Genomic DNA, 25155 nt, shown 5'->3' on the forward strand with positions numbered 1-25155 from the left:
TCGCCCAGAACGACGCCAGGGTCAGCAGTACACACAGCCACAGTCCGGCCAGCAAGCGCAGCCGGACCTGCCCGGGCCGGCGCGCAAACATGCCGTCCAGCGCGCCCACGAAGTAACCCAGGTAGTTGGCTGCCGCCACCACCCCGGCAGCACTGAGGCCCAACTGACCTTCGCTGATCAGGTGTGGCAGTTGTGGGGTCAGGGCAAAACGGCCAATGCCCATCGCCATCATCAAGGCGACGAAGCTGGCGAGCAGGCGCAGAGTCGGGGACATGACGGGTCTCCAATGCAAGGTTCGATGACCGTCAGGCTAGTGCGCATTGACTTTCAATAAAATTGAATAATTATGATGAACCTGTTCTTTTTTAGAGAATGACCATGGAGCTCAGTCAGCTGAGAATCTTTCAGGCGGTTGCCGAGACGGGTTCGGTTACCCGGGCTGCCGAGCAGTTGCATCGGGTGCCGTCCAACCTGTCGACGCGCCTGCGCCAACTTGAGGAGCAATTGGGCGTAGAGCTGTTTCGTCGCGAACGACAGCGTCTGCAGTTGTCACCGGCAGGAAAGGTGTTGCTGGATTACGCCGGACGCCTGCTGGCCTTGCACGATGAGGCCTTTGCCGCAGTGCAGGGCGGCCAACCGGCAGGGAATTTTGTGCTTGGCACCATGTACAGCACGGCTGCCATCCATTTACCGGCCTTGCTGGCGCGTTATCATCGGGCCTACCCCGCGGTCAATTTGCAGGTGCAGGCGGCGCCCAGTGGTGAACTGCTTGAGGGCTTGCTCAGTGGGCGCCTGGATGCTGCACTGGTCGATGGTCCGTTGAGCCTGGCGGGCCTGGATGGTGTGCCGCTGTGCGATGAAACCCTGGTGTTGATCACCGAGGCCGATCATCCCCCGGTGCGCAGTGCCCGTGATGTGGCAGGGCGTGCGGTATTCACCTTTCGTCAGGGCTGTTCGTACCGGATGCGTCTTGAAGCCTGGTATGCCCACGACCATGCGGCCATGGGCCGGGTGATGGAAATTGAGTCCTACCCCAGCATGTTGGCTTGCGTTATTGGCGGCGCCGGTGTCGCACTGATGTCGCAATCCATGCTGGAGAGCCTGCCGGGGCGTGAAAGCGTGGCGGTTCACCGTTTGCAGTCACCGCTCGACGAGGCCACCACCTGGTTGATGTGGCGCAAGGGCATGCTGGGGGCGAACCTCAGTGCCTGGGTGGCGTTGCAGCAGGAAGACCGGCTTGAGCCCGTGCAATGCCGTATGGTCAGCGCTTGATCGAGGTCAAGCCGTGTTTTCTTTGTCAGATTCAGCGGTGCGCAGAGAAGGACATCGGGCTATGATCTCTATGAAGCGCCGCAGGACTTCTTTGCCGCACCAGATAGCCCGTAAGGGGGATGTCATGAAAAATGCGCTGTATAACTGGCTACATGACCTGGCTGTTGCGCTTGGCCTGATTCCGCCACCGCTGCAACCGGTTCCGATTCCCAGTGATGAGGAGCAACGCAAACGCCAGCCGCGCAAGTAAACTGGCGCAGTATCGGCCTGAAAACCGTCGCATCATGGCGAATGCGACGGTATGTTCAGGTCAGATTCAGCTCAGGCCAGTTCTGCTGCTTTTACGGGTTGGCGTGACATCAGGCTGACCGCGATGAAGCTGATCAGGCCAATTGCCAGGCTGTAGTAGATGGGCGTATTGGCTTCCAGGCCATCCTTGAACATGAATACCAGTGCGGTACCAAAACCCAGCACCATGCTGGTGATTGCGCCTGCAGTGGTCGCGCGCTTCCAGTAGATCGCGCCGATCAGCGGAATCAGCATGCCACCGACCAGCAGGTTGTAAGCCAGGGTCAGCGCGCTGATCACGTCGTTCACCACCAGTGCAATGCCCAGCACCACGATACCGGTCAGGCAGGTAAACAGACGGTTCACTCCCAGGCTCGACTGCTTGCCGCCGCGCAGCCGTGGCAGCAGGTCTTCGGTCAGCGTGGTGGAGGCTGCCAGCAGGCCAGCACTGGCGGTGGACATCATGGCAGCCAGGGCAGCAGCCATCAGCAACCCGCGGATACCATCGGGCAGGGTGCCCTTGATTACGGCGGCGAAGGCGTTGTTGGGGTTGCTCAGGTCAGGCATCAGCACATGTGCTGCCATACCGATCAGAGCGCAGGCCAGACCATAGATCACACAGTAGACGCCAGCGGTCGTACCGGCATATTGAGCCACCTTTTCGTCGCGCGCGGTGAACACCCGTTGCCAGATGTCCTGACCGATCAGGATGCCGAAGAAGTAGATCAGGAAGTAGGTGATGATGGTGTCCCAGCCGATGGTTGTGAAGCTGAAACTGGCTTCTGGCAGTTTGTTCACCAACTCATCCCAACCCCCGACCTTGTACAGGCACACCGGTAGCAGGATGAACATCAGGCCGACGGTCTTGATCACGAACTGGACGATGTCTGTCAGGGTCAGTGACCACATGCCACCGATGGTTGAGTAGGTCACGACCACGCCACCGCCGAGCACAATGGCCAGCCAGAACGGCAGGTCGAGCAGCACTTCCAGAACGGTGCCGATGGCCAGGACAGAGGTCACCCCAATCATCAGTGCATAAGCCAGCATGATCGCGGCACTGGCTTGACGTGCCATGGGGTTATAGCGGCGCTCAAGTACCTGGGTGACCGTGAAGATACGCAGGCGCAACAGCGGTTTGGCCAGGAACAGGTTCAGGGCGATGATGCCCATGCCCAAGGCGGCGCAAAGCCAGAAACCCGAGATACCATGGACATAGCCAAGGCGTACAGAGCCAACGGTAGACGCGCCGCCCAGTACGGTCGTGGCCATGGTGCCCATGTACAGGGTCGGGCCGAGGTTGCGGCCAGCGACAAGGTAGTCTTCGTGAGTCTTGGCTCGGCGCATTCCATACCAGCCGAGCGTGAGCATGCCGGCGGCATAAATCAGTACAACGAAAATATCCAGGGCCATGGGGTGTCTCCGATTGTCTTTATTATGGCGAGATCGACCTCGCGGGCGGCCATGGCCGCCCGGGGCATTCTTCAGTACAGCGGGCCGGTCAGCGGCCGCACTGTCATGGCTTCCTGCCGTGGCGGTTGTCCTGGAGGTGTTGCTTTAACGGCGTGCCACGCCCGGCAATACGCACAGCATTTCGTAGAGCAGGTTGGCGCCGAGCAACGAGGTATTGCCGGTCGTGTCATAAGGCGGGGACACTTCCACCAGGTCGCAGCCGATCAGGTCCAGGCCCTGGCAGCCACGAATGATCTCCATGGCCTGTATGGTGGTCAGGCCACCGATTTCTGGCGTGCCGGTACCAGGCGCCCAGGCCGGGTCGATACCGTCGATGTCAAAGCTAAGGTAGACCGGGCCGCCACCGACTTTCTCGCGCACTTCAGCCATCAGTGGCTCTAGCGACTTGTGCCAGCACTCCTCGGCTTGAACCACCCTGAAGCCCTGCTTGCGGCTCCAGTTGAAATCCTCTGCGGTGTAGCCTTGGGCGCGCAAACCAATCTGTACCACCCGGTCGCAGTCCAGCAGGCCTTCTTCGACTGCGCGGCGGAAGGTGGTGCCGTGGGCGATTTTTTCGCCGAACATGTGGTCATTGACGTCGGCGTGGGCGTCGATATGCACCAGTCCGACCTTGCCGTGCTTTTTATGGAGGGCACGCAGGATCGGCAGGGTCACGGTGTGGTCGCCGCCCATGGTCAGTGGAATCACATCGTGTGCCAGGATCTGATCGTAGGCCTCTTCAATGATCCGCACCGCGTCGAGCAGATTGAACGTGTTGATTGCCACATCACCGATGTCGGCCACCGACAGTGAGTCGAAGGGGGCGGCACCGGTTGCCATGTTGTAAGGGCGGATCATCACCGACTCGGCGCGTATCTCCCGCGGGCCGAAGCGAGTACCTGAGCGTAGCGAGGTGCCGATGTCCAGCGGAATACCGACAAACGCGGCATCCAGGCCGGCTGCGCTTTGCAGGTGGGGGAGACGGAGCATGGTGGCGATACCGCCGAAGCGCGGCATTTCGTTGCCGCCCAGCGGTTGATGAAGAATCTTGTCCACGGTCTGGCCTCATCGATTCGATAGTTTTAGTGGTTGAAACCTGTCGGGCTGAAGCGGGAAAGCAACTGAAACACCGCGCACAGGCCGGGTTGTGGCGGAGTCTGCAAAACGTAGTGGTTGAAAAGAATCGCTACAGCTAAATACTTACTTCAGATTTTTATGAACTATGCGCCCGGTGCTGGTTAGACTTTGCAGACCATCCCCCACGGATCAACCGAACATGGCCAACGCATTGCCTGACCTGAAACTGCTGCGCATCTTCGTCAGCGTCGTGCGTCATCAAGGGTTCGCCAATGCCCAGCAAGAGTTGAACCTGTCGACCTCGGCCATCAGCACCTACATGAGCCAGTTGGAATCTGCGTTAGGGATCGTGCTGTGCCATCGGGGGCGCGGTGGCTTCAGCCTGACCAGCAAGGGCGAACTGTTTCATCAGGAAACGTTGCGCTTGCTGGCGGAAATGGAAGGTTTCGAGCAGTACGCTGCAGCGCTCAAAGGCGAGTTGCGTGGCACGCTTAATCTGGGCGTGATCGATTCAACGGTTGGTGACCGGGCCTTGCCGCTGGCCGAGGCCATTGGTGCATACAGTCAGGAGCACCCGGCGGTGCATTTGCACTTGTCGGTGTCCAGCCCTTACGAGTTGCAGTTGGGCGTGCAGGACAACCGCCTGGACCTGGCGATTGGCGCGTTTTCCACACGCATGAGTGGCTTGCTGTATCAGCCGCTGTACCGCGAGCAACATTGGTTGTACTGCAGCAATCGCCATCCGCTCTACCTGCAACGGCGTATTCCCGAGCAAGTGATTACCCAGCAGCGCATGGTCGGGCGCGGTTACTGGAGCCAGGCGGAACTTGCTCGGCATGGTTTCAAGCACAGCGCGGCAACGGTGGAGAGCATGGAGGCACAGCTGATCCTGGTGTTGTCCGGTGCCTACATTGGTTATTTGCCCGAGCACTATGCCCAGGCCTGGGTGGACAAGGGCGATTTGCGGGTGCTGTCCCCGGCGACTTTCGGTTACCAAGCGCCATTTTCCATGATCATCCGCCGCGGGCGCAGCCGCGAACCGTTGATCCAGACCTTTCGTGATTTGCTCAAGGCACAGCTCATGCCGGCCTGAACGGTATGTCTGGGAAATATTTTTCGAAAATCGGGAAATTTCTGGGTTTTTCGCCATCACGCCCGTAAAGGCTCTGCTAAACCTTCCTTTGCTTGATGATTTTCTATCATCTTCCTCCAAGCAGGGAACGCCCAGATGCGCATGAATTTGCCCGTAACTGAGCATGAAAGAACCTTTCCCAATGAACAGCGGCTTATCTCCACCACCGACCTGAATAGCCGCATTACCTACTGCAACGATGCCTTTATCTCGATCAGTGGTTTTACCAATGAGGAACTGGTAGGCCAGACGCACAACCTGGTACGTCATCCCGATATGCCGCCTGCGGTGTTTGCCCATATGTGGGAGACCATCAAGCAGGGAAAGCCCTGGATGGGCGTGGTCAAGAACAGGGCCAAGAACGGCGATTTTTACTGGGTAAGTGCCTACGTTACGGCGATTTATGAAAATGGCCGGATCAGCGGTTATGAGTCGGTACGTTCAGTGCCGAGCCGTGAGCAGATTCGCCGCGCCTCTGCATTGTATGGGCGCTTGCGCCAAGGGCGTTCGGCGCTACCGGTCGCTGCACGGCTGGGCACCCAGTTGGCTCATGGCTGGCCATTGCTGGTTGCAGGAGGCGTGTCGGCAGCAGGGTACCTGTGGTTGCCGCAATACGCGGCGCTGGGGGTGTTGGCGGCGAGCCTGCTTGCGGCTTGGTACCTGACCGAATCGCGACAGAACCGCGCCATCAAGCGCACTTTGGCGGAGCACCCCAAAGCCTTCACCAGCCCGCTGGTTGCACTGACCTACAGTGACAATGCGGGGTTGCTGGGGCAGTTGGAGCTGGCCATTATCAGTGAGGAGGCCCGGCTGCAGACCGCACTGACCCGGTTGGTTGACGCGGGCGTCGGGGTCAAGGCGCGGGCGGCGCAATCTTCCGATTTGTCGGGCTCCCAGGCGCAGATGCTCGATCGTCAACGCAATGAGACCGACCAGTCCGCCACGGCCATCGCGCAAATGGCCGCGACGATTCAGGAGGTGACCCACAATGTGCAGAACACGGCCATTGCCGCTTCCGATGCCGACAAGCTGACTCAGCAGGGCAGTGATCTGGCTCAGCAGAGTTTGCAAGCGATGAGCAGTATGAGCGAAGCGGTAAACAACATTGGCGTGGCGGTGCATGCCTTGGCTGACCAGACCCAGTCGATTGGCAGCGTCGTGGATGTGATCACCTCGATTGCCGAGCAGACCAACCTGCTGGCGCTGAACGCGGCCATTGAGGCCGCCAGGGCGGGGGAGCAGGGGCGGGGCTTTGCGGTCGTGGCCGATGAGGTTCGCTCGCTGGCCCAGCGTACCCGTACGTCCACCGAGGAAATCCACCAGATCATTGCCTCGCTGCGTTCCGGTGCCGAGCGCGCCGTGAGCACCGCGACCAAGGGCGAGCAGATTTCCCGTGACAGTGTGCAGCGCGTTGAGGCCGTGCAATCAGCATTGGTCGGTATTAGCCAGGCCGTGAGCCGCATTACGGGCATGAGCCAACAAATGGCCACGGCTTCCGAGCAACAAAGCCATGTGGCCGAGGACATCAATCAGCAGATTACCCGTATCGCCCAGCTCTGCGACCACAGCGCCGATCAGGCCAAGCAAGGCGCAGAGATCAGTCGGGACCTCGAACACATGGCTGATTACCTGTACAGCCTGGCAGAACGCTTCAACCGCTAGCCCCGGCTACCCACAGGGATGTGGGTAAGCTTTTCGAGCCTGTTGTGGCACACTTGTGCACTCAGGAGAAATCGATGTCCAGAATCAACTGCGAGCGCTGCCTGCGACCGCAAAACCACTGCCTTTGCCCCTTGATCCCCAGCCTTGAGAGCCGTACACGCGTCGTGCTTTTGCAGCACCCAAGTGAAGTCCGCCATGCGCTGAACACTGCTCGCCTGGCTGGCTTGGGCCTGCGCAATGCCGAGTTGCGGGTGGGCGAAGTGTTTGATGACCTGCCCGATCTGATCGCGACCCCCGGTTACCGGGTTGCCGTGCTGTTTCCTGGAGATGAAGCGCAAGCGCTTGGTCCCTACAGTAACGACCAGGACTCGCGTCCCTGGCTGCTGGTGGTGCCTGACGGAACCTGGCGCAAGGCACGCAAGTTGTTGCACCTGAACCCGTTGCTGGAGGGCTTGCCGAGGGTCAGCCTGGCAACCGTTCAGCCGTCGCGTTACCGGTTGCGCAAGGCGCCGGAACCAGGCGCTTTATCGACGCTGGAGGCGGTGGTGCAGGCATTGAACGTGCTCGAGGCGCCGGACGTGTTTGACGGGTTGCTAAAGCCATTCGACGCACTGATCGAAGGGCAGATTGCGGCGATGGGCAGTGAGACCTACGCGCGTAACCATGTGCGCTGAGTGTTTGTGCAAAGCGCGGCGGCTCCCGCCAACGGCATAGGCTGTCAACGTTTAACCAGGGTTTTCTGACGCAAGATGTAGACGCTGACCAACACCGCACTGGTCAGCATGAAACCACGCGCCCACGGCAAGGGTACCAAGTAGCAGGACAGGCTGATGCTTGCCCACATCAGGCCGATGGCGTAGACCTTGCCTTTGAGGGGAATGCCTTTGCCGTTGAGGTAGTCACGAATCCACGGGCCCAGTTGGGCGTGGTTGATCAGCCAGTCGTGAAAACGGGGCGAGCTGCGCGCAAAGCAGGCTGCTGCCAGCAGCAGAAACGGGGTGGTCGGCAGTACCGGCAGGAAGATGCCGATCACCCCCAGCGCAACGCTGAGCCAGCCGATGGCCAGCAGCAGGTAACGCATCGGTAAAAACTCAGTGGTGGCGGGGTTTGAGCAGCGCTGGCTTCTCGTCTGGCGCATGGCAGAGCAGATACAGCGCAGTCAGCGCCTCGGGGATCTGCACGATCATGTCGTCCATCAGGTTGGCATCGCTGGCGATGTCGGCAAATTCAGGCTGCTCGTCGAACAGGCCGGAACCGACCATGATCGGCAGCAGCATTTCGCTGACTTCTTCTTCCGCGGTCTCGAACCAGGCTTCTTCACGCAGGAATACGCCTTCCATGAAACCGATGCACCAGCCGCGCAACTCGGAGTCGTCCGGCTCGTCGCCAAGGTCCAGGTCGCATGGCAGCTCGAACTCCTCGTCGCTGGCCAGTTGGCGCGCGATGTGTTCCTTGAGCTTGATCAGCGTCGTTTCGATCTCGGTGCGCTGTGCGTCGTCCTTGTAATGCGGCTCTTCGGAGAACAGGGCGTCGATCCATTCACGCTCGGGCACGGCTTCGGCGCAGATCGACAGCGCGGTCAGGTAGCCATGAGCGGCAACGTAGTCCAGCGCTTCCTCATGCAACTCGTCGGCGTCGAGGAAGGCTTGCAGGCGGTTCAATTGCTCAGCGAAGGACATTACAGGGCTACCTTGGGAATAAACGATAATGAATTCTAGCACCTTGCGGTGCAAACGATGCAAAGGAAGACGCTCTATCGTAGAGGCACCTGCGCGGGCAGGTGCTCGGGTATAATGCCCGGCTTTTGTGTCGGGAGCCCTGCGTGGCGGTCCCGGGGTAAAAGCCGCTTACGCATTTTCGGATGAGGCGGATCGGTTTTTCATCCAGCCTGTGGCGAGGATGGTTCTGCGATTTTTGGAGTTTCTATGCTCGAACAGGCTCAGCGCGTCCTCAAGGATATCTTCGGCTACGACAGTTTCCGTGGTCGCCAGGGTGCGATCATCGAATGTGTGGCCAAGGGCGGGGACGCCTTGGTGCTGATGCCTACCGGTGGTGGCAAGTCGCTCTGCTATCAGGTGCCGGGGTTGTTGCGCAATGGTCTGGCGGTGATTGTCTCGCCCCTGATTGCCCTGATGGAAGACCAGGTTGCAACCCTCGATGAGCTGGGGGTGGCGGCTGCCTCGCTGAACTCGACCCTGAGTGCCGAGCAGCAGCGCGAGCTGGCCGGGAAGATCCGGCGCGGCGAAATCAAGATGCTCTACCTGGCGCCTGAGCGTCTGGTTCAGCCGCGTATGCTGGATTTCCTGCGCGACCTGGAGATTGCGCTGTTCGCGATTGACGAGGCGCACTGCGTATCGCAATGGGGCCACGATTTCCGTCCGGAGTACCTGCAACTGGGGCAGTTGGCCGAACTGTTTCCGCACGTGCCGCGTATTGCCCTGACGGCCACGGCCGACATGCGTACCCGCGAGGAAATCGTTACCCGTCTGCATTTGCAGAATGCCGAGCGCTTTCTGTCGAGTTTCGATCGGCCGAACATTTTCTATCGCATAGTGCCCAAGGAGCAGCCACGCAAGCAGTTGATGGCGTTCCTTGGCGAGCGCCGTGGCAACGCCGGTATTGTCTACTGCCTGTCGCGAAAGAAAGTCGACGATGTTGCAGCCTTCCTCTGTGATCAGGGCTTCCCGGCCTTGCCCTACCATGCCGGTCTTCCCGCTGAAACCCGTGCCAGCAACCAGCGGCGCTTCCTCAACGAGGAGGGCCTGATCATGGTCGCGACCATTGCGTTCGGCATGGGTATCGACAAGCCCAACGTGCGTTTTGTCGCTCACCTCGACTTGCCCAAGTCACTGGAGGCCTACTATCAGGAAACCGGTCGCGCCGGCCGTGACGGGCTGCCCGCCGATGCCTGGATGGCCTACGGCCTGCAGGACATGGTGATGCTCAAGCAGATGCTGCAAAACTCCGAGGGTGATGAGCGCCACAAGCGCATCGAGCAGCACAAGCTCGACGCCATGCTGGCCTTGTGCGAGGAAACCCGCTGTCGGCGTCAGATATTGCTGAACTACTTCGACGAAGAACTTCAGCAGCCGTGTGGTCATTGTGACAACTGCGTTGACAGCGTACAGACCTGGGACGCGACCGAGCCGGCACGCCAGGCCCTTTCGGCCATCTACCGTACGGGGCAGCGCTATGGTGTTGGCCATTTGATCGACGTATTGCTCGGTCGTGATAACGAAAAAGTGCGTAGTTTTGGCCATCAACAGTTGTCGGTGTTTGGCGTCGGCAAGGCGCGCCAGGAAGGGGAGTGGCGCTCGCTGTTCCGTCAACTGGTTGCCCGAGGCCTGGCTGATATCGACCTTGAAGGGTATGGCGGCCTGCGCCTTTCCGACAGTTGCCGCCCGTTACTGCGTGGCGAGGTCAACCTGGAGCTGCGTCGAGATCTCAAACCGCAGACCAGCAAAGGCACTGGCAGCTCCGGCAGCCCGGCGAGCCAGTTGGTGCGTGGTGAAGAGCGCGAGCAATGGGAGGCCCTTCGTGCGCTGCGGCGCAAGTTGGCCGAGGAGCATGGCGTGCCGCCTTACGTGATCTTCCCCGACTCGACGTTGCTCGAAATGCTGCGCAGCCAACCGAGCAGCCTGAGCGAAATGGCCCGGGTCAGTGGTGTCGGTGCGCGTAAGCTGGAGCGCTATGGTCAGGCCTTCCTTGAGGTGCTCGGTGGCGAGGCTGAAACGCCCAAGGTTGTGGTCGATCTGCGTCACGAGTTGGTGACCCTGGCCCGTGCCGGCATGACACCGATCCAGATCGCCGGCCAACTGCAATGCAGCGAAAAAAACGTCTACAGCCTGCTGGCCGAAGCCATTGGTCGTCAGGAGTTGTCATTGGAGCAGGCGCTGGATTTGCCGGAAGACCTGTTGCTCGAGCTTCAGGACGCGTTCCTTGATGGCGAGGGTGAGTTGCCGCCAGTTTCGGCGATTGCCGGGCAGTTCGGGGCACGAGTACCAGAAGGGGTGTTGTACTGCGTTCGGGCTGCCCTGGCCGCTGAATTTGAGATGTAAAACACCGCTAATGTCATCATTTATAACGATTGTTGGACAAAATGCCTGGTGTCAGAGCCTTGCCTAAGGGGCTCGGTCATGGTTAGCTGACTAATAATTGTTTTTGATGATGAGTGTGTTATGCCGTTGACCGATCACCACCGCTTTGGGATGCAACTGGCGCAGATGTCCCGTGGCTGGCGCGCCGAACTGGATCGCCGCCTGGCCGGATTGAACCTTTCGCAAGCGCGTTGGCTGGTGCTGCTGCACCTGGCCCGTTTCGAAGAGGCACCAACTCAACGCGAACTTGCGCAGAGTGTTGGCGTCGAGGGACCGACCCTGGCCCGTTTGCTCGATAGCCTGGAGGCCCAGGGCCTGGTGCGTCGTCAGGCAGTCCTGGAGGATCGCCGGGCGAAGAAAATTTTGCTCTGCCCTCCCGCCAAACCTCTGATCGAACAGATCGAAACCATCGCCAATGCCTTGCGTGCCGAGCTGTTCACGGGGGTCGATGAAGAGGAGTTGAGCATCTGCATGCGTGTGCATGCACGCATTCTGGCAAACCTGGAGAAGTCCTAGTCACCGGTCAGGAGACAGTACCCGCATGACCCTGCACAAGCCTGAAATCGTCATCACCTATTGCACTCAGTGCCAGTGGCTGCTTCGTGCTGCCTGGCTGGCTCAGGAACTGCTCAGTACCTTTAGCGATGACCTGTCGCGGGTGGCGCTTGAGCCGGCCACGGGAGGCGCCTTTCGTATTACCTGCGACGGTGTGCAGATCTGGGAGCGCAAGGCCGATGGCGGTTTCCCTGAGGCCAAAGTGCTCAAGCAGCGTGTACGCGACCAGATCGATCCGCTGCGCGACCTGGGGCACAACGACCGGCCTTGATCAGGCGAGCTCGGCGGCCTTGAGCTTCTTGCCTTGGCGGCCTGTGGCCATGCGACTGGATACGACAATAGCGAGAATGATCAGCACACCGCCCATGAGCATGCGCGGTGTGGGCGTCTCTGCGAAAATCATCCAGGCCATGGCAATGCCGTAGACCGGCTCCATGGCAAAGACCACCGCCGCAGTGCGAGCCTTGATGACCGCGAGGCTGGCGACGAACAGGCTGTGGGCAACGCCTGTGCAGAACACCCCGAGCAGACCAATCCACAACCAGTCCAGTGCAGGTACCGCGCTGATCTCCGGCGCCGCCAGGGGCAGCAGGCACAGGGCGACCACGGCGTTTTGGCAGAGGGCAGCCTGGACTGCAGGGACGCGTCCGGAGTTGGCGCGGTTGATCAGCGACAGCAATGAAAACAGCAGCCCGGAAAGTAACGCCCACAGCAGGCCGCCGGTGGCTTCGCTGGCAAGGTTGAAGTCGGGGGTGACCAGAATCAGGCCAAGGCTGACCAGCGCTACCAAAAGTACCTCGTTGCCACGGATGCGTTCGCGAAACAGCAGGCCTTCAAGGATGATGGTGAAGGCCGGAAAGCTGGCAAAGCCCAGGGTGGCGATCGCGACGCCGGCGACCTTTACGGCAATGAAGAAGCTGACCCAGTGCCCCGCCAGCAGTACTCCGCCGAGTGTGAGCCGTTGCCAGTCCTGATGCCGCAGGCGTATCCAGCCTTGCCCGGCGAGGGCTGCGAACGCAGCCAGTGCCGCTACCGCGAACACCGCTCGGCCAAAGACGATGATCGACGGTGCGGCGCTGGCAAGCTTGCCAAACACGCCAGTCAGGCCGAAAAACAGCGCGCCAATATGCAAGGCGCCCAGGGCGGTGCGGTGATTCATGGAGCTCCTTGTTGTTTGAGTGAGGCAGCCTGCTCAGTGTAAAAGTCGGTTGTGCTGCCTGTCTGTCGCGATCCTCGCGTCCTTCGGCTTTGAAGTCCAGGCGGCCGCGCAGATCGAACACCCGTTGTGGGTGCTCATGGCTGTGGGTAATCAGGTCATGATTGTAGTGACGCGGCGTAAATATCGAGTCTGCCGTGAACACCGGGCTAGAAGGTGATCTTGCCACGCAGCATGTCGCGGTACATCGCGAAATCGCCAATCAAGCTGTAGAGCGGGTGGCTGAACGTGGCTGGACGGTTTTTTTCAAAAAAGAAATGCCCGACCCAAGCGAATCCGTAGCCTGCAACAGGTAGCGTCAGCAGCAGCGCCCAGTTGCCAGTGGCCACCGTGTAGGCAGCCAGCGCGATGACCAGGCTGGTGCCGACAAAGTGCAGGCGGCGACAGACGGTGTTGCTATGCTCCCCCAGATAGTAGGGGTAGAACTCGGCAAAACTGCTGAAATGCTGAGGGCTGTTCACGATAACGCTTCCTTGGTTTATCGGATATGGCCACGATACACGACGTGGAGCCTGAATCGAGTCTAGAGTCATTAGCTACATCAGCCAGTGACAATGGGCGCCGTTTTAGTATCCTTCTGGTTCACCGCATCGCGGTATGTGAACTTAAAAGAAGCCAGCCATGAGCGTAAGAACCACTTCAGCAAGCTGGGCAACGGGAATCGTCAAGGCACTTGAGTTGGAAGGGCTCGATTGTCGTGCCATGTTTGCCCAGCTCGGGCTGGATTTTGCGGCATTGGATGACCCCGATGCACGCTTTCCACAGGACTCCATGACCCGCCTTTGGCAGTTGGCAGTGGAGCTGTCCGGCAATCAGGCGATTGGCCTGAACCTGGCCCGTGTGGTGCGCCCGGCTTCCTTTCACGTCGTCGGCTATGCGTTGATGTCCAGTCGAACCCTGGCGGAAGGATTCGAGCGTCTGGTGCGTTATCAACGAATCATTGCTGAAAGCTCCGATCTGGCGTTTCGCCTGGAGCCTGAGGGTTATGCATTGGTGCTGACGGTGCATGGCGATCACCTGCCGCCGACCCGGCATAGCGCCGAAGCCTCGTTGGCGTGTGCCTTGTCGCTGTCCAGTTGGCTCAGCGGTCGTCCTATCCAGTTGCGGCGGGTGTTGATCCATGGGCCGGAGCCTGTCGATCAGGAGCCCTATCGCCAGGCCTTCCAAGCCCCGCTGGTGTTTGGTGCCGAGCACAATGCGTTGATTTTCGAGCGCAAAGACATGGAAGCGCCATTGCCCACCGCCAACGAGGCCATGGCTGCCTTGCATGATCGTTTCGCGGGTGAGTACCTGGCGCGGTTTTCCGAGAGCCGCGTAACGCATCGGGCCCGTCAGGTGCTATGCCGGATGTTGCCTCAGGGCGAGCCGAAACGGGAGTTGGTTGCCCAGGCGCTTCACCTGTCTCAGCGCACCTTGCAGCGACGATTGCAGGAAGAAGGCACCAGCTTCCAGGCCTTGCTCGATGACACCCGCCGTGAGTTGGCTGAGCAGTACCTCGCCCAGCCGGGCATGACGTTGCTAGAGGCGGCCTATCTGCTGGGGTTTGCTGACCCGAGCAACTTTTTTCGGGCTTTCCGCCGCTGGTTTGATGAGACGCCCGGAGAATACCGGGCCCGCCTGAGTGGGTGTGTGCCGAGCGCTTAGCGGGTCAATGACGCCAGAACGCTGGCATGCACAGCACCAGCACCGTGATGATTTCCAGACGGCCGAGCAGCATGCCGCCCGCCAGAATCCATTTCGCAGCATCCGGAAGGCTGGAGAAGTTGCCGGAAGGGCCGATGGTCTCGCCCAGTCCCGGCCCAACGCCTGAAACGGTGGCTGCTGCACCGGTCAGAGCGGTCATCCACTCTACGCCCAGCAACGACAAGGCCAAGGCAATGACACAGATCGTGGTGGCGAAGAAGAACGAAAAGGTCAGAATCGAGCGCACGATCTCTTCGTCGAGACGATGCCCGTTGTACTTCTGTTTGATCACCGCGCGGGGGTGGATCAGTTGATTCAGGTTGGCCTTGAGCAGGGTATAGGCGACCTGAAAGCGGAAGATCTTGATCCCGCCAGCGGTCGAACCTGAGCAGCCGCCGATAAAGCCGAGGTAGAAAAACAGCATTAGCGAGAAGTTGCCCCAGAGGCTGTAGTCGCCCAAGGCAAAACCGGTGGTGGTCACCACGGATGTCACGTTCAGCGCTACATGGCGCAGGGCTTCGAGCCAGTGGAGACTGGTCGTGGCCCAGTACCAGGTGCCCAGTACCGCCCAGGTGACCAGCAACAAGCCGAGCAACCCGCGAACCTGATGATCTCTGAACAGTGCCTTGCGGTTACCGCGCAGCGTTGCGACATACAGGGTGAAGGGCAGGCTGCCGAGTATCATCACCACCACGGCAACCCAATGCACGGCGGGCATGTCCCACTTGGCAAGAGACTGGTCGGAGGTGGAAAAACCCCCGGTGGAAATGGCCGACATGGCGTGGTTGATGGCGTCGAACGGGTTCATGCCAGCGAGCCAGAACGCCAGAGCGCCGAGGGTGGTGAAACCGACGTAAACCATGACAATCGACTTGGCGACCATGTGTGAGCGCGGCATGACCTTTTCCGAGCGGTCCGAAGACTCGGTCTGGAACAGGCGCATACCACCGATACGCAGCAACGGGAGAATCGCCACAGCCATTGCGATGAAGCCGATACCGCCAAGCCAGTGCAACAGCGAGCGCCAGATCAAAATGCCTGGCGACATGGTGTCCAGGCCGCTGAGTACGGTGGCTCCGGTGGCAGTGATACCCGACATGCTTTCGAAAAATGCGTCGGTGTAGCTGATGTGCTGGGTCAGCAGAAAGGGCAATGCAGCAAAGATACACACCACCAGCCAACTGCTGACGGTGAGCAGGTACATGTCCCGTGGGCGCAGGTGCACGTGCTCCGGGCGTCCGGGAACGACCAGTGCCAGGCCGGCCAGAAAGGTGATCAGGCTGGACCAGAGGAATGAGGTCAGGTCGCCAGTGCGGTCGAAAACCACCAGGGTGGCCATGGGCACGACCATGCTGATTGCCAGGGTAATCAGGAAGATGCCGATAATGAAACCAATGATCCTTAAGGTCGGCAACGCCATGTGATCTGCTCTGACTCGATGCGGAAAGGCGCCATTCTACCTATGGACCTTTTTATGTAAACGCTAGAATAGCCTCACATTTAATTACAGGGGGTAGCCGATGGAGGCTCTCGACGCATTGCTCAACCGTGTTTCCGTTCCACGCCTGGTGGAGCCGGCACCGAATGCTGCACAGCGTGAGGCGCTGTTTCAGGCAGCCTTGCGGGCACCTGATCACGGTCAGCTGCGGCCATGGCGATTTCTCACCGTTGAAGGCGCAGCACGCGAACAACTGGGGCAGTTGCTGGTCGAGGCGACCGAGCTCAAGGGGGATGCGACCCAGGCGACGCTGGACAAAGCCCGTGCCATGCCGTTGCGGGCGCCACTGTTGATCGTGGTCATTGCCCGTTTGCAGGACCACTTCAAGGTGCCCAAGTCGGAGCAACGCCTGGCCGCAGGATGCGCGGCGCACGGTATTCTGTTGGCGGCTTATGCCCAGGGGATCGGCGCGGTGTGGCGTACCGGTGATCTGTCCTACAGCGCCCATGTGGCCAAGGGGCTGGGTTTGGCCGAGGGCGAGGAGGTTATTGGCTTTCTGTACCTGGGCACGCCTCAGAACGAACCTCGTACAGCGCCGATACTGGCCACCGAGGACTTTGTCAGCGCCTGGTCGATGCCGAGCTAAGTCGTTCTGTGCTGCCAGTAACCCGATGAGGTTACTGTGCAGCACCTTGCGACGGTAACGTCAGGGTTGCTACAAAGCCGCCTTGCGGATGATTGCCCAGTGTGAGGCTGCCGCCATGACGTTCCACTGCTCGCCGTGCAATGGCCAGCCCCAGGCCATGACCTGCTGCGCTTTGCCCGGGGGCTCGGAAGAATGGTTTACCCAGTCGCTCGAGATGTTCGCCGGCTACACCAGGGCCATGGTCACGCACGCTGATGACGATCCGTTCACTGTCACCAGTGGCCTTGAGCTCAATAGGCTGCCCTGGCGGGTTGAAGCGTTGGGCATTGCGCAACAGATTGTCCAGCGCACGCTCCAGCAGTGTCGGCCAGCCTTGAAGGGCCATCCCGGGCTCACTGTCCAAGTGTATGTCCTGCTCTGGTGCATTGAGCAGTGCATCCTTCTGTACGTTCAGCAGCAGCGCCGAGAGGTCAATCGGCTCGGCTTTGGCCTGTTCGGCATCGACACGGGCCAATGCCAGGATTTCACTGATCAGGGCTTCCAGTCGGTCGCATTCACGGGTCAGTCGCGGCCATAGCGCTTCGCGTTGTTCCGGCCCGGCGCGCTCTGCAAGGGCCAGAGCGATGCGCAGGCGTGCTAGTGGCGAGCGCAGCTCGTGCGACACATCACGCAGCAGTTGGCGCTGGCTGCCTATCAGGCTTTGCAGGCGTGCGCCCATGCGGTTGAAGTCGTTGGCCAGTACGCCAAACTCGTCACGTCGGCTGGCCAGCCGAGCCAGGCTGTTCTGTTGGTAGGTGGTTTGCCCCAGGTCATGCACTGCGCCGCGCAGCCTGCCCAGTGGGCGAGTGATCGACAGGGTCACCAACAGGCTGAACAGGGTCAGCACGACCAGTGCAATGCCCAATGCGCTCAATGGCCAGAGCAGGCTTTCGCGGTGCCAGGCGTCGAGTTCCGGGTGTGGGATGCGATAGATCAGCAGGTAGGTGTCGCCCGTGTCGGGGCTGGTGTACTCCTCTGTGAGGCGACGCCAGGGGAGTTGCCGTTCATCATTGTGGCGGCGAGCCTCAAAGGCGGCGGCGCGGCGCGGGAAGGTCCCGGGGACGACAGCATCTCCACCGTCGTTCAGCACCTGGACGTCGATGTGATATTGCCGTTTTCGCTGTTCCAGCAGGTCCTGAGCGACTTCCGGGCCGTCCCGTTCATAGCGTTCGGTCCAGTTTTTGGCCAGTGTGTTCAGCCCAGGATGACGGCTGAGAATCCAGGCGTCCTGGTTCAGCATGTGGCCCAACAGGATCGACAGGCCGGCAACCAGCGTGATGGCTAGCCAAAAACTGGCAAGGATGCGCCAGAACAATGAACGCAAAGGAGGCACCTCTAACGGAAAATGCCCGGTGTGCGGTGGCAGACCGGGCAGTTGTGGCACAGCTTACTGGGCCTTGGTGGCTTTTTCAGCTTTCCAGGCTTTGAACTCGTTCCACTCGGCGCGGCGCTCAGCCTCTTTCTTCTTCATTTCGTCGAACTGCTTTTGCTGGTCGGGTTTGAGCAGTGCACGAATGTCAGCCTGGGTTTTGTCTTCCTTGGCCTTCAACTCGTCTTTCATGGCTTTTTGATCGGCTGCCGGGAGTTTCTCCAGGTAGCGCTGGGTGATTTCGTGACGCTCTTTCATTTGTTCGCCCATCAGCTTGCGGACCTGTTGGCGTTGCTCGTGGGTCAGGTCCAGTTGGGCAAAGGGCGCGCCGCCGCGGTGGTGTTCGCCTTGGTGCGGGCCGCCCTCGGGCATGGCCATGGCGACCGTTGGCAGGGTCGCAGCGAGCATCAGGGCGATCAGGGTCTTGCGCATGGTGAGTCTCCTTGTCTGAAGCCGGTAGTGGCCGGATGTGCTCAGTGTAGGGAGATCAAGGTCAGCGGCGGTCAGGCAAGCGTAAAGCTTGGGTAAAGAGTCGTTGGCGTCGGCCTGACATTAGAGGCTGTAGTAATAGCCACGGCTACGCAGTGCGACAATTCGCGGGCGGCCATCCGGGTGTGGGCCCAGCTTTTTGCGCAGGTTGCTGACGTGCATGTCCAGGCTGCGGTCGTAGAGCGTAAGTTTTCGTCCGAGGGCGATCTGTGCAAGCTCCTGTTTTTCCAGCGGCTCGCCGGGCTGACGCAGCAGGGCTTCGAGAATGCGGCTTTCGGAGAGGGTCAGGGTTTGCTCATGTTCGTCGATGCTGATGACACCACGGGCCGGGCTGAAGCTCAGGTCACCGATTTCCAGCTGGCTGGGTGGCGCTGCCGGGTGGCTGCGTCGCAGCACGGCGCGCAGGCGCGCAGTCAGTTCTCGAGGGTCACAGGGTTTGGCGAGGTAGTCGTCGGCGCCCAGCTCCAGGCCGAGAATGCGGTCGAGTGGCTCGCCGCGAGCTGACAGCATCACCACAGGCAGCTCGGCATGTTCGCTGCGCAGTTGCTTGAGCACTTCAAGGCCACTGCCGTCGGGCAGCATCACGTCCAGTACCACTGCGGCTGGCGCGTACTCGGCCAAGGCCTTGCGCGCACTCTGGCCATCGTGGCAGGCACGCACCTGAAAGCCTTCCTGGGTCAGCCAACTGCTCAGCAGTTCGCAGAGTTCCTCGTCATCATCGATCAGTAACAGCTCGCTCATGTCTCACTCAATTCAACCATTGCCGGCGCCGTCTGTAGCTGCCGCTGGCAAAGATACCGCAGAGTGCTGCCAAGAGGGCAACTCCACCGCCAATCACGAACCATTGCTGTTGATCGGTCAACAGTTTTATCGGGCTGTTGGTTTGCAGCGCCTTGACCTGAGCCTTCAAACGCTGGTTTTCCTGGCGAAGTTCACTCAGCTGAGTGCTTTCGCGTGTGTTGTCGAGCGTTTGCAGTTGTTGGGTCAGCGCCTGGCGCTGTGCTTCGCTTTCCTTCAAACGCTGTTGCAGCTCGGTGATCTGGCTGCCGGCACTGAGTGACAGCGGGGTGCTGGCAACGGCCTCTTCGGCCTGAGCAAGCGGGCTCAACAGCAACAGGGACAGCAGCAGGGACAACGGACCTTGACGCATCGGAACTCCTGATTCCACTTGAGTGTTCCAGAGGTTGTCGGCCGTTTAACGAGAATGATGAGCGATTGGCGCTAGAAAGGCAGGCTGGCAGGCGGTGCGCTGTTGTGCGCACCGCCTCTGGCATTACGGCAGGACTTGCTTGAACGGCTTGACGATAACCTTGTCATAAACCCCGGCGGCAACGTACGGGTCGGCGTCAGCCCAGGCTTGAGCGGCGCTCAGCGACTCGAACTCAGCGACGATCAGGCTGCCGCTGAAACCCGCTGCACCAGGATCGTTGCTGTCGATGGCCGGGTGCGGGCCTGCCAGTACGATGCGGCCTTCAGCCTTGAGTTGCTGCAGGCGCTCCAGGTGGGCAGGTCGCGCAGCCAGGCGGTTTTCCAGCGAGTTGGCAACGTCACTGGCGATGATGGCGTAGAGCATGTCAGTCCTCGGTTTTCGGTGTGGTGGTGTCGCTGTCGTGCAGGTGGCGGGACAGGTACACGCCCTGGCCGACCAGGAAGAGTACGGTCATGCCCAGGCTGCCAAACACCTTGAAGTCGACCCAGAAGCTCTGGAACGTGAATGCGACGAAGAGGTTGGCGGCGCCACAGAACAGGAAGAAGAGGATCCAGGCGACGTTCAGGCGGTTCCAGATCGGTGCCGGCAGCGTCAGGGCGTGCCCCATGATACGTTTGATCAGCACGCGATCGCCGACGAAGTGGCTACCGGCAAAGGCCAGCGCAAACAGCCAGTTCACCACCGGCGCTTTCCATTTCAGGAAGGTCTCGCTGTGGAAGGCCAGTGTCAGGCCGCCAAATACCAGGCAGGCGACCAGGGTCAGCCATTGGCCTTTTTCCAGCTTGCGCTGACGGATGAGCAACGCGCCATAGACCACCAGTGAGCTGATGATCAGCATCGCTGTAGCACTATAGATACCGCCCAGCTCGAAGGCGTGGCCGGCAATTTCGACGGCACGGGGTTCAAGTTTGTAGACGATGAAGAACAGGATCAGCGGGATGAAATCGATGAATTGTTTCACAGTGGCAGCCAGAAGCAGGATGTGACGGCATAATAACAAACATCAATGACAGCGAAAGCGCCACCTATGAATGTTGATCTGCACTGCCACAGTACGGCCTCCGATGGCGCCTTGTCGCCCACGGCTCTGGTCGCCCGGGCTCATGAACACGGCGTGCGGACATTGGCCCTGACCGACCACGACACCCTTGAAGGGCAAATTGAGGCGCGTACCGCCACGCGTGCGCTGGGCATGCAGTGGGTCAGTGGCGTAGAGCTGTCCTGTACCTGGGGCGGTGCCACCATTCATGTGCTGGGCTATGGGTTTCCACTCGATGCCGCACCGCTGAATGCCGCAGTTGATGCGTTGCATCAGGGGCGCTGGTTGCGTGCCGAGGAAATCGACCGACGGTTGGCGGCGAAAGGCATGACCGGGGCGCTTGACGGTGCACGGGACATTCAGAAGGAGCTCGGCGACAGCGGCAATGCCCCGGCCCGACCGCATTTTGCCGAATTTCTGGTGCGTGCCGGCTACGTCAAGGATCGTGGAGAGGCGTTTCGCAAATGGCTCGGGGCTGGCAAGCTGGGCGACGTCAAGCAGCACTGGCCGAGCCTGGAGGACACCGTTGAAACCTTGCGTCAGTCGGACGCCTGGGTGAGTTTGGCGCACCCGCTGCACTATGAATTTACGCGCAGCAAGCGCCGTCGGCTGATTGCCGACTATATTCAAGCAGGCGGGCAAGCGCTGGAAGTGGTGAATGGGATGATGCCAGCTGAACAGGTCGGCACTATGTCCATCCTGGCCCGTGAATTCGGTCTGCTGGCCAGTGCCGGCAGTGATTTCCATGGTCCGGGCGCCTGGTCGGAGATCGGTGTCTACCGGCCATTGCCCGAGGATCTGCCGCCTCTATGGCGCCGATTCAAGCATGAGCAGCCTATCGACGCGGTCTGAACAGGTAGAAAACGTGAGTCAATTTTTCCAGATTCATCCGGAGAATCCGCAGCCGCGCCTGATCAAGCAGGCCGTGGAGATTATCCGAAAGGGGGGGGTGGTGATCTACCCCACCGATTCGGCCTATGCAATGGGTTGCCAGATCGGCGACAAAAATGCCATTGAACGGGTTCGGCATTTGCGCAAGCTGGACAAAAACCACAACTTCACACTGCTGTGTTGTGACATGTCGCAGTTGGGGCTGTATGCCAAGATCGATACCGGTACCTTTCGCTTGCTCAAAGCCCATGTGCCGGGGCCATACACCTTTATCCTCAATGCTACCCGTGAAGTGCCACGGTTATTGATGCATGAAAAGCGCCGTACCATCGGCCTCAGGGTGCCGGATCATCCGATCATGCTGGCGCTGCTTGAAGAGTTGGGTGAGCCCTTGATGAGCGTGAGTCTGATCTTGCCGGGTGATGACGAACCCATGACTGACCCATATGAAATGCGCCAGCGCCTGGAGCACCATGTCGACCTGATCATCGACGGTGGTTTTGGCGGCCTCAAGGCGTCCACAGTCATCAATCTGGCTGAAGGCGAGCCGGAAGTGGTGCGCGTGGGCTGCGGCGACCCTGCCCCCTTTCTGGTCGAAGCGTGAGCCAGGCCGTCATCACCGAGTCGCTGGTCGATCCACAGGCAGGGGCGCAGCAAGAGTTGCCGCTGGTGCTGGTCTATGGCCAGGCCCTGACCGAAATGCCGGTGGACCTGTACATCCCGCCGGATGCGCTTGAGGTCTTTCTTGAGGCCTTTGAAGGGCCTCTGGACCTGTTGCTCTATCTGATTCGCAAGCAGAACATCGACATTCTCGACATCCCTGTGGCCGAAATTACACGCCAGTACATGGGTTACGTCGAGTTGATGAAGAGCGTGCGCCTGGAGTTGGCTGCCGAGTATCTGGTCATGGCGGCGATGCTGGCCGAGATCAAGTCGCGCATGCTGCTACCGCGCTCGGCCGAGATCGAGGCCGAGGAAGACGACCCGCGTGCCGAGTTGATTCGCCGCTTGCAGGAGTACGAACGCTTCAAGGCCGCCGCCGAAGGCATTGACGCGCTTAGTCGCGTGGGGCGTGATGTGATCGTGCCCAGGCTTGAGGCGCCTCAAGCCAAGGTGCGCAAGTTGCTGCCTGATGTCAGCCTTGAAGAGCTGCTGGTCTCCATGGCCGAGGTCCTGCGCCGTGGCGATCTGTTCGAGAGCCACCAGGTCAGTCGCGAGGCGCTGTCCACCCGTGAACGCATGAGCGAGGTGCTTGAACGTCTCAAGGGCGGCGGTTTCGTGCCATTTGTCGAGCTGTTTACGGCAGAAGAAGGCAAGCTGGGCGTTGTAGTGACCTTTATGGCGATCCTTGAGCTGGTCAAGGAATCCTTGATCGAACTGGTGCAAAATGAGCCCTTTGCCGCGATCCATGTCCGGGCGCGTGCCGAGTAACCCCTACAAGCAACGAGCATGGCAATGAACCTGAACGACCCGCGGGACCTGGCGCCCCTGCTTGAGGCCTTTCTGTTGGCGTCGGGCAAGCCGCAATCGCTGGAGCGGCTCTTTGAGCTGTTCGAGGAAGCCGAGCGCCCGGAGCCTGCGGTCTTCAAAAAGGCTTTGGAAGTGCTGCGCAAGTCCTGCAATGGCCGTGCGTTCGAACTCAAGGAGGTGGCCTCCGGCTACCGTCTGCAGATTCGCGAAGACTATGCCCCCTGGGTCGGGCGGCTTTGGGAAGAGCGTCCGCAGCGCTATTCACGTGCGCTGCTGGAGACCATGGCCCTGATCGCCTATCGCCAGCCCATCACCCGTGGCGAGATCGAAGACGTGCGCGGTGTGGCGGTCAACAGCAACATCACCAAGACCCTGTTGGAGCGCGAGTGGATTCGTGTCGTTGGCTACCGGGAAGTGCCGGGTAGGCCCGCAATGTTCGCTACCACCAAGGCCTTTCTCGATCATTTCAACCTCAAGAGCCTCGACCAGCTTCCGCCACTGGCCGAACTGAGGGAAATGGAACCCGAGCCGCTGCTTGATCCGGACGATGCTCCCGTACCTGCTCATTTGCAGGCGCTGGCGGATGCCAGTGCCGAGCCCGAAGCCGAGCGCGAGGAAACCAGTTTTCACAGCCTGCTGGTTGAGCTCGACTCGATGGAGGAGGGGCTCAAGACCGACTTCGAGGACCTGCTCGATGAACCCTCGCCGCCAGCTGAAGAAGCGGAATCTGTCGAAGATTTGCCTCGCGACTGAGCTCACCTTCGAGCGGAAAATGCCCGTTGGCCGGCGATTTTCAATGCGTCTGTGATGCGCCGCGTCTGCGTTCGGCGTATCATTCGCGCCCGTTTGGGCATCAGTGTGCCCACACCATGATTTTCAGTACACCGGGAGGTGCCCAGATGAGTGAACAAGACCTGCAAGAACCCCAACCCCGTCCAGCCGGCGAGAAACTGCAAAAAGTGCTCGCACGTATTGGCGTAGGCTCGCGTCGTGACGTGGAAGCCTGGATCGGTGAAGGTCGCATCAAGGTCAATGGCGTTGCAGCCACCCTTGGCCAGCGCGTCGACCTGCATGACGCCATCTCGGTCGATGGCCGCCTGATCAAACGTGAAGAGGCGTCCGAAACCGTGCGCCGCGTGATCATGTACAACAAGCCTGATGGTGAGATCTGTACCCGTGACGACCCGGAAGGCCGTCCGACCGTGTTTGACCGCCTGCCTCGCCCGAAAGAAGGCCGCTGGATCAACATCGGTCGTCTCGACATCAACACCACGGGTCTGTTGATGTTCACCACTGACGGTGAACTGGCCAACCGCCTGATGCACCCGTCCTACGAAATGGACCGCGAGTATGCGGTGCGTGTGCGTGGTGAGGTCGACGAAGACATGCTGACCCGTTTGAAAAACGGCGTCATGCTTGAAGACGGCCCGGCACGTTTCACCGACATCCAGGAAGCGCCTGGCGGTGAAGGCTTCAACCATTGGTACCACTGCGTGGTGATGGAAGGGCGCAACCGTGAGGTTCGTCGCCTGTGGGAATCCCAGGGGCTGGTGGTCAGCCGCCTGAAGCGCGTGCGTTTCGGCCCGGTGTTCCTCAACTCCGATCTGCCGATGGGCCGCTGGCGCGAAATGAGCCAGGGCGAAGTGGATATCCTGGCTGCCGAAGTGGGCCTGACCCCAGTCGCCATGCCGGCCATGAAAGCCAAGGTCAAGGACAAGCTTGAGCGGATGCAGCGTAAATCGTCCAAGCCAGTTGGCCGTGGTGAACGTGTGCGTACGCTGCGTCCAGCCAAAGACGGTGCGACCGAGCGTCCAGCACGTCAGCCACGCGAGGAGGCGCCACGCAAGGGGCGTTCTACTGTCGCAGAGCGTCCTAGCGAGATGAACAAGCGCAAGCCTGCGCCGAAGCGTCCAGGCAGCAGCCGTGGCAAGCCGCCACGCGCTGAGTAAGCGTTGCTGACAAACCCCCGCTTTTTAGCGGGGGTTTGTTTTTTAAGGCAAAGGCCTCGCGCACAGGCTTTCACCTCGCTGACTCTGTCGCTGTAGGAGCGGGTCTGAACTGGTCAAGTAAAAGTGGACACCGCTTTAGGTTTCACGCCGCCAGTTTCTCCATGGCTACAGGCGACCGATA

Annotated in this window: 28 protein-coding genes and 2 pseudogenes; 16 read left to right on the forward strand and 14 right to left on the reverse strand. The window is 60.2% G+C overall.

All coding sequences use genetic code 11. From position 1 onward, the window contains the following. Nucleotides 1–274: YbfB/YjiJ family MFS transporter (locus EKA13_RS19190; protein ID WP_125862949.1), on the reverse strand; the 274-nt coding region annotated here is incomplete at its 3' end. Between the two features lie 104 nt (nucleotides 275–378). Between EKA13_RS19190 and ptrR the strand changes: the two genes are divergently transcribed. Both ptrR and EKA13_RS28645 read left to right on the forward strand, forming a co-directional pair. Continuing rightward, nucleotides 379–1272: a putrescine utilization regulator PtrR gene (ptrR, locus tag EKA13_RS19195; RefSeq protein WP_065760881.1), complete on the forward strand. Its 894-nt coding sequence runs from the start codon at nucleotides 379–381 to the stop codon at nucleotides 1270–1272. Between the two features lie 124 nt (nucleotides 1273–1396). Continuing rightward, nucleotides 1397–1522, forward strand: a complete 126-nt coding sequence (locus EKA13_RS28645) for a PA1414 family protein (RefSeq protein WP_256587577.1) — start codon at nucleotides 1397–1399, stop codon at nucleotides 1520–1522. A gap of 71 nt (nucleotides 1523–1593) precedes the next feature. On the opposite strand, the gene EKA13_RS19200 is transcribed toward EKA13_RS28645, so the two are convergent. Both EKA13_RS19200 and speB read right to left on the reverse strand, forming a co-directional pair. Then, the gene (locus tag EKA13_RS19200) at nucleotides 1594–2973 is read right to left on the reverse strand and encodes a sodium:solute symporter family protein (protein WP_065760882.1); all 1380 of its coding nucleotides are present in this window, start codon (nucleotides 2971–2973) and stop codon (nucleotides 1594–1596) included. 144 nt (nucleotides 2974–3117) lie between these two features. Then, nucleotides 3118–4068, reverse strand: coding sequence for an agmatinase (gene speB / locus EKA13_RS19205; protein ID WP_065760883.1), 951 nt, complete (start codon nucleotides 4066–4068; stop codon nucleotides 3118–3120). A gap of 220 nt (nucleotides 4069–4288) precedes the next feature. Here speB and EKA13_RS19210 point away from each other — a divergent pair, with 220 nt between their 5' ends. The 4 genes and pseudogenes from EKA13_RS19210 (at nucleotide 4289) to EKA13_RS19220 (ending at nucleotide 7557) form a co-directional block, all read left to right on the forward strand. Then, nucleotides 4289–5182: a LysR family transcriptional regulator gene (locus EKA13_RS19210; RefSeq protein WP_065760884.1), complete on the forward strand. Its 894-nt coding sequence runs from the start codon at nucleotides 4289–4291 to the stop codon at nucleotides 5180–5182. A 141-nt stretch (nucleotides 5183–5323) separates the two neighbouring features. Then, nucleotides 5324–5629: pseudogene (locus EKA13_RS28945) on the forward strand (PAS domain-containing protein); the annotation flags it as partial. Between the two features lie 279 nt (nucleotides 5630–5908). Further along, nucleotides 5909–6883: pseudogene (locus EKA13_RS28950) on the forward strand (methyl-accepting chemotaxis protein); the annotation flags it as partial. Between the two features lie 74 nt (nucleotides 6884–6957). After that, the gene (locus tag EKA13_RS19220; RefSeq protein WP_065760886.1) at nucleotides 6958–7557 is read left to right on the forward strand and encodes a tRNA-uridine aminocarboxypropyltransferase; all 600 of its coding nucleotides are present in this window, start codon (nucleotides 6958–6960) and stop codon (nucleotides 7555–7557) included. Nucleotides 7558–7601: 44 nt separating this feature from the next. Here EKA13_RS19220 and EKA13_RS19225 read toward each other — a convergent pair whose 3' ends face one another. Next, a complete protein-coding gene (locus EKA13_RS19225) occupies nucleotides 7602–7964 on the reverse strand; it encodes a YbaN family protein (RefSeq protein ID WP_065760887.1) in 363 nt (120 codons plus the stop codon). 10 nt (nucleotides 7965–7974) lie between these two features. Beyond that, nucleotides 7975–8562, reverse strand: coding sequence for a UPF0149 family protein (locus EKA13_RS19230; protein ID WP_065760888.1), 588 nt, complete (start codon nucleotides 8560–8562; stop codon nucleotides 7975–7977). Nucleotides 8563–8808: 246 nt separating this feature from the next. Here EKA13_RS19230 and recQ point away from each other — a divergent pair, with 246 nt between their 5' ends. The 3 genes from recQ to EKA13_RS19245 all read left to right on the forward strand — a co-directional run bounded on the left by recQ (nucleotide 8809) and on the right by EKA13_RS19245 (nucleotide 11806). Then, on the forward strand, nucleotides 8809–10941 hold the full coding sequence (gene recQ / locus EKA13_RS19235) for a DNA helicase RecQ (RefSeq protein WP_065760889.1): 2133 nt from the start codon (nucleotides 8809–8811) through the stop codon (nucleotides 10939–10941). A 120-nt stretch (nucleotides 10942–11061) separates the two neighbouring features. Beyond that, nucleotides 11062–11496 carry a MarR family transcriptional regulator gene (locus EKA13_RS19240; protein WP_065760890.1) on the forward strand — a complete coding sequence of 145 codons (435 nt, stop codon included), beginning with the start codon at nucleotides 11062–11064 and terminating at the stop codon, nucleotides 11494–11496. Between the two features lie 25 nt (nucleotides 11497–11521). Beyond that, nucleotides 11522–11806: an Rdx family protein gene (locus EKA13_RS19245; protein WP_065760891.1), complete on the forward strand. Its 285-nt coding sequence runs from the start codon at nucleotides 11522–11524 to the stop codon at nucleotides 11804–11806. On the opposite strand, the gene EKA13_RS19250 is transcribed toward EKA13_RS19245, so the two are convergent. Together EKA13_RS19250 and EKA13_RS19260 are read right to left on the reverse strand one after the other, a co-directional pair. Continuing rightward, a complete protein-coding gene (locus EKA13_RS19250; protein WP_065760892.1) occupies nucleotides 11807–12694 on the reverse strand; it encodes a DMT family transporter in 888 nt (295 codons plus the stop codon). Between the two features lie 206 nt (nucleotides 12695–12900). Then, a complete protein-coding gene (locus tag EKA13_RS19260; RefSeq protein ID WP_065760893.1) occupies nucleotides 12901–13212 on the reverse strand; it encodes an Mpo1-like protein in 312 nt (103 codons plus the stop codon). Nucleotides 13213–13372: 160 nt separating this feature from the next. Here EKA13_RS19260 and EKA13_RS19265 point away from each other — a divergent pair, with 160 nt between their 5' ends. After that, nucleotides 13373–14395, forward strand: coding sequence for an AraC family transcriptional regulator (locus tag EKA13_RS19265; protein ID WP_065760894.1), 1023 nt, complete (start codon nucleotides 13373–13375; stop codon nucleotides 14393–14395). Nucleotides 14396–14399: 4 nt separating this feature from the next. Here the strand turns inward: EKA13_RS19265 and EKA13_RS19270 are convergent, their stop codons facing one another. After that, nucleotides 14400–15854, reverse strand: a complete 1455-nt coding sequence (locus EKA13_RS19270) for a TrkH family potassium uptake protein (RefSeq protein WP_065760895.1) — start codon at nucleotides 15852–15854, stop codon at nucleotides 14400–14402. Between the two features lie 100 nt (nucleotides 15855–15954). Here EKA13_RS19270 and EKA13_RS19275 point away from each other — a divergent pair, with 100 nt between their 5' ends. Beyond that, complete coding sequence (locus EKA13_RS19275) at nucleotides 15955–16518, forward strand: nitroreductase family protein (protein WP_065760896.1); 564 nt, start codon at nucleotides 15955–15957, stop codon at nucleotides 16516–16518. Nucleotides 16519–16549: 31 nt separating this feature from the next. Here EKA13_RS19275 and EKA13_RS19280 read toward each other — a convergent pair whose 3' ends face one another. From EKA13_RS19280 to EKA13_RS19305, 6 genes are all read right to left on the reverse strand, one after another. Next, nucleotides 16550–17881, reverse strand: coding sequence for a sensor histidine kinase (locus EKA13_RS19280; RefSeq protein ID WP_065760897.1), 1332 nt, complete (start codon nucleotides 17879–17881; stop codon nucleotides 16550–16552). A 63-nt stretch (nucleotides 17882–17944) separates the two neighbouring features. After that, nucleotides 17945–18358 (reverse strand): Spy/CpxP family protein refolding chaperone, encoded by a 414-nt coding sequence (locus EKA13_RS19285; protein WP_065760898.1) that lies wholly within the window; start codon nucleotides 18356–18358, stop codon nucleotides 17945–17947. 120 nt (nucleotides 18359–18478) lie between these two features. Next, nucleotides 18479–19156: a response regulator transcription factor gene (locus EKA13_RS19290; protein ID WP_065760899.1), complete on the reverse strand. Its 678-nt coding sequence runs from the start codon at nucleotides 19154–19156 to the stop codon at nucleotides 18479–18481. 7 nt (nucleotides 19157–19163) lie between these two features. Continuing rightward, nucleotides 19164–19565 carry an SH3 domain-containing protein gene (locus EKA13_RS19295; protein WP_065760900.1) on the reverse strand — a complete coding sequence of 134 codons (402 nt, stop codon included), beginning with the start codon at nucleotides 19563–19565 and terminating at the stop codon, nucleotides 19164–19166. Between the two features lie 123 nt (nucleotides 19566–19688). Next, nucleotides 19689–19988 (reverse strand): YciI family protein, encoded by a 300-nt coding sequence (locus EKA13_RS19300; RefSeq protein ID WP_065760901.1) that lies wholly within the window; start codon nucleotides 19986–19988, stop codon nucleotides 19689–19691. 1 nt (nucleotide 19989) lies between these two features. Next, nucleotides 19990–20586, reverse strand: coding sequence for a septation protein A (locus EKA13_RS19305; RefSeq protein WP_065760902.1), 597 nt, complete (start codon nucleotides 20584–20586; stop codon nucleotides 19990–19992). 66 nt (nucleotides 20587–20652) lie between these two features. On the opposite strand from EKA13_RS19305, the gene EKA13_RS19310 reads away from it, so the two are divergent. The 5 genes from EKA13_RS19310 (at nucleotide 20653) to rluB (ending at nucleotide 24974) form a co-directional block, all read left to right on the forward strand. Next, nucleotides 20653–21516, forward strand: a complete 864-nt coding sequence (locus EKA13_RS19310; protein ID WP_065760903.1) for a PHP domain-containing protein — start codon at nucleotides 20653–20655, stop codon at nucleotides 21514–21516. A gap of 13 nt (nucleotides 21517–21529) precedes the next feature. Further along, the gene (locus EKA13_RS19315; protein WP_099773872.1) at nucleotides 21530–22159 is read left to right on the forward strand and encodes an L-threonylcarbamoyladenylate synthase; all 630 of its coding nucleotides are present in this window, start codon (nucleotides 21530–21532) and stop codon (nucleotides 22157–22159) included. A gap of 95 nt (nucleotides 22160–22254) precedes the next feature. Next, entirely contained in the window at nucleotides 22255–22986 is a 732-nt protein-coding gene (locus EKA13_RS19320) for a segregation and condensation protein A (RefSeq protein WP_176717454.1), read from the forward strand. Nucleotides 22987–23010: 24 nt separating this feature from the next. Beyond that, on the forward strand, nucleotides 23011–23778 hold the full coding sequence (gene scpB / locus EKA13_RS19325) for an SMC-Scp complex subunit ScpB (protein ID WP_065760906.1): 768 nt from the start codon (nucleotides 23011–23013) through the stop codon (nucleotides 23776–23778). Between the two features lie 146 nt (nucleotides 23779–23924). Beyond that, nucleotides 23925–24974 carry a 23S rRNA pseudouridine(2605) synthase RluB gene (rluB, locus tag EKA13_RS19330; protein WP_065760907.1) on the forward strand — a complete coding sequence of 350 codons (1050 nt, stop codon included), beginning with the start codon at nucleotides 23925–23927 and terminating at the stop codon, nucleotides 24972–24974. Nucleotides 24975–25155 lie beyond the last annotated feature (181 nt).

This window comes from Pseudomonas defluvii (genome assembly GCF_001695625.1).
Lineage (GTDB): Bacteria > Pseudomonadota > Gammaproteobacteria > Pseudomonadales > Pseudomonadaceae > Aquipseudomonas > Aquipseudomonas defluvii.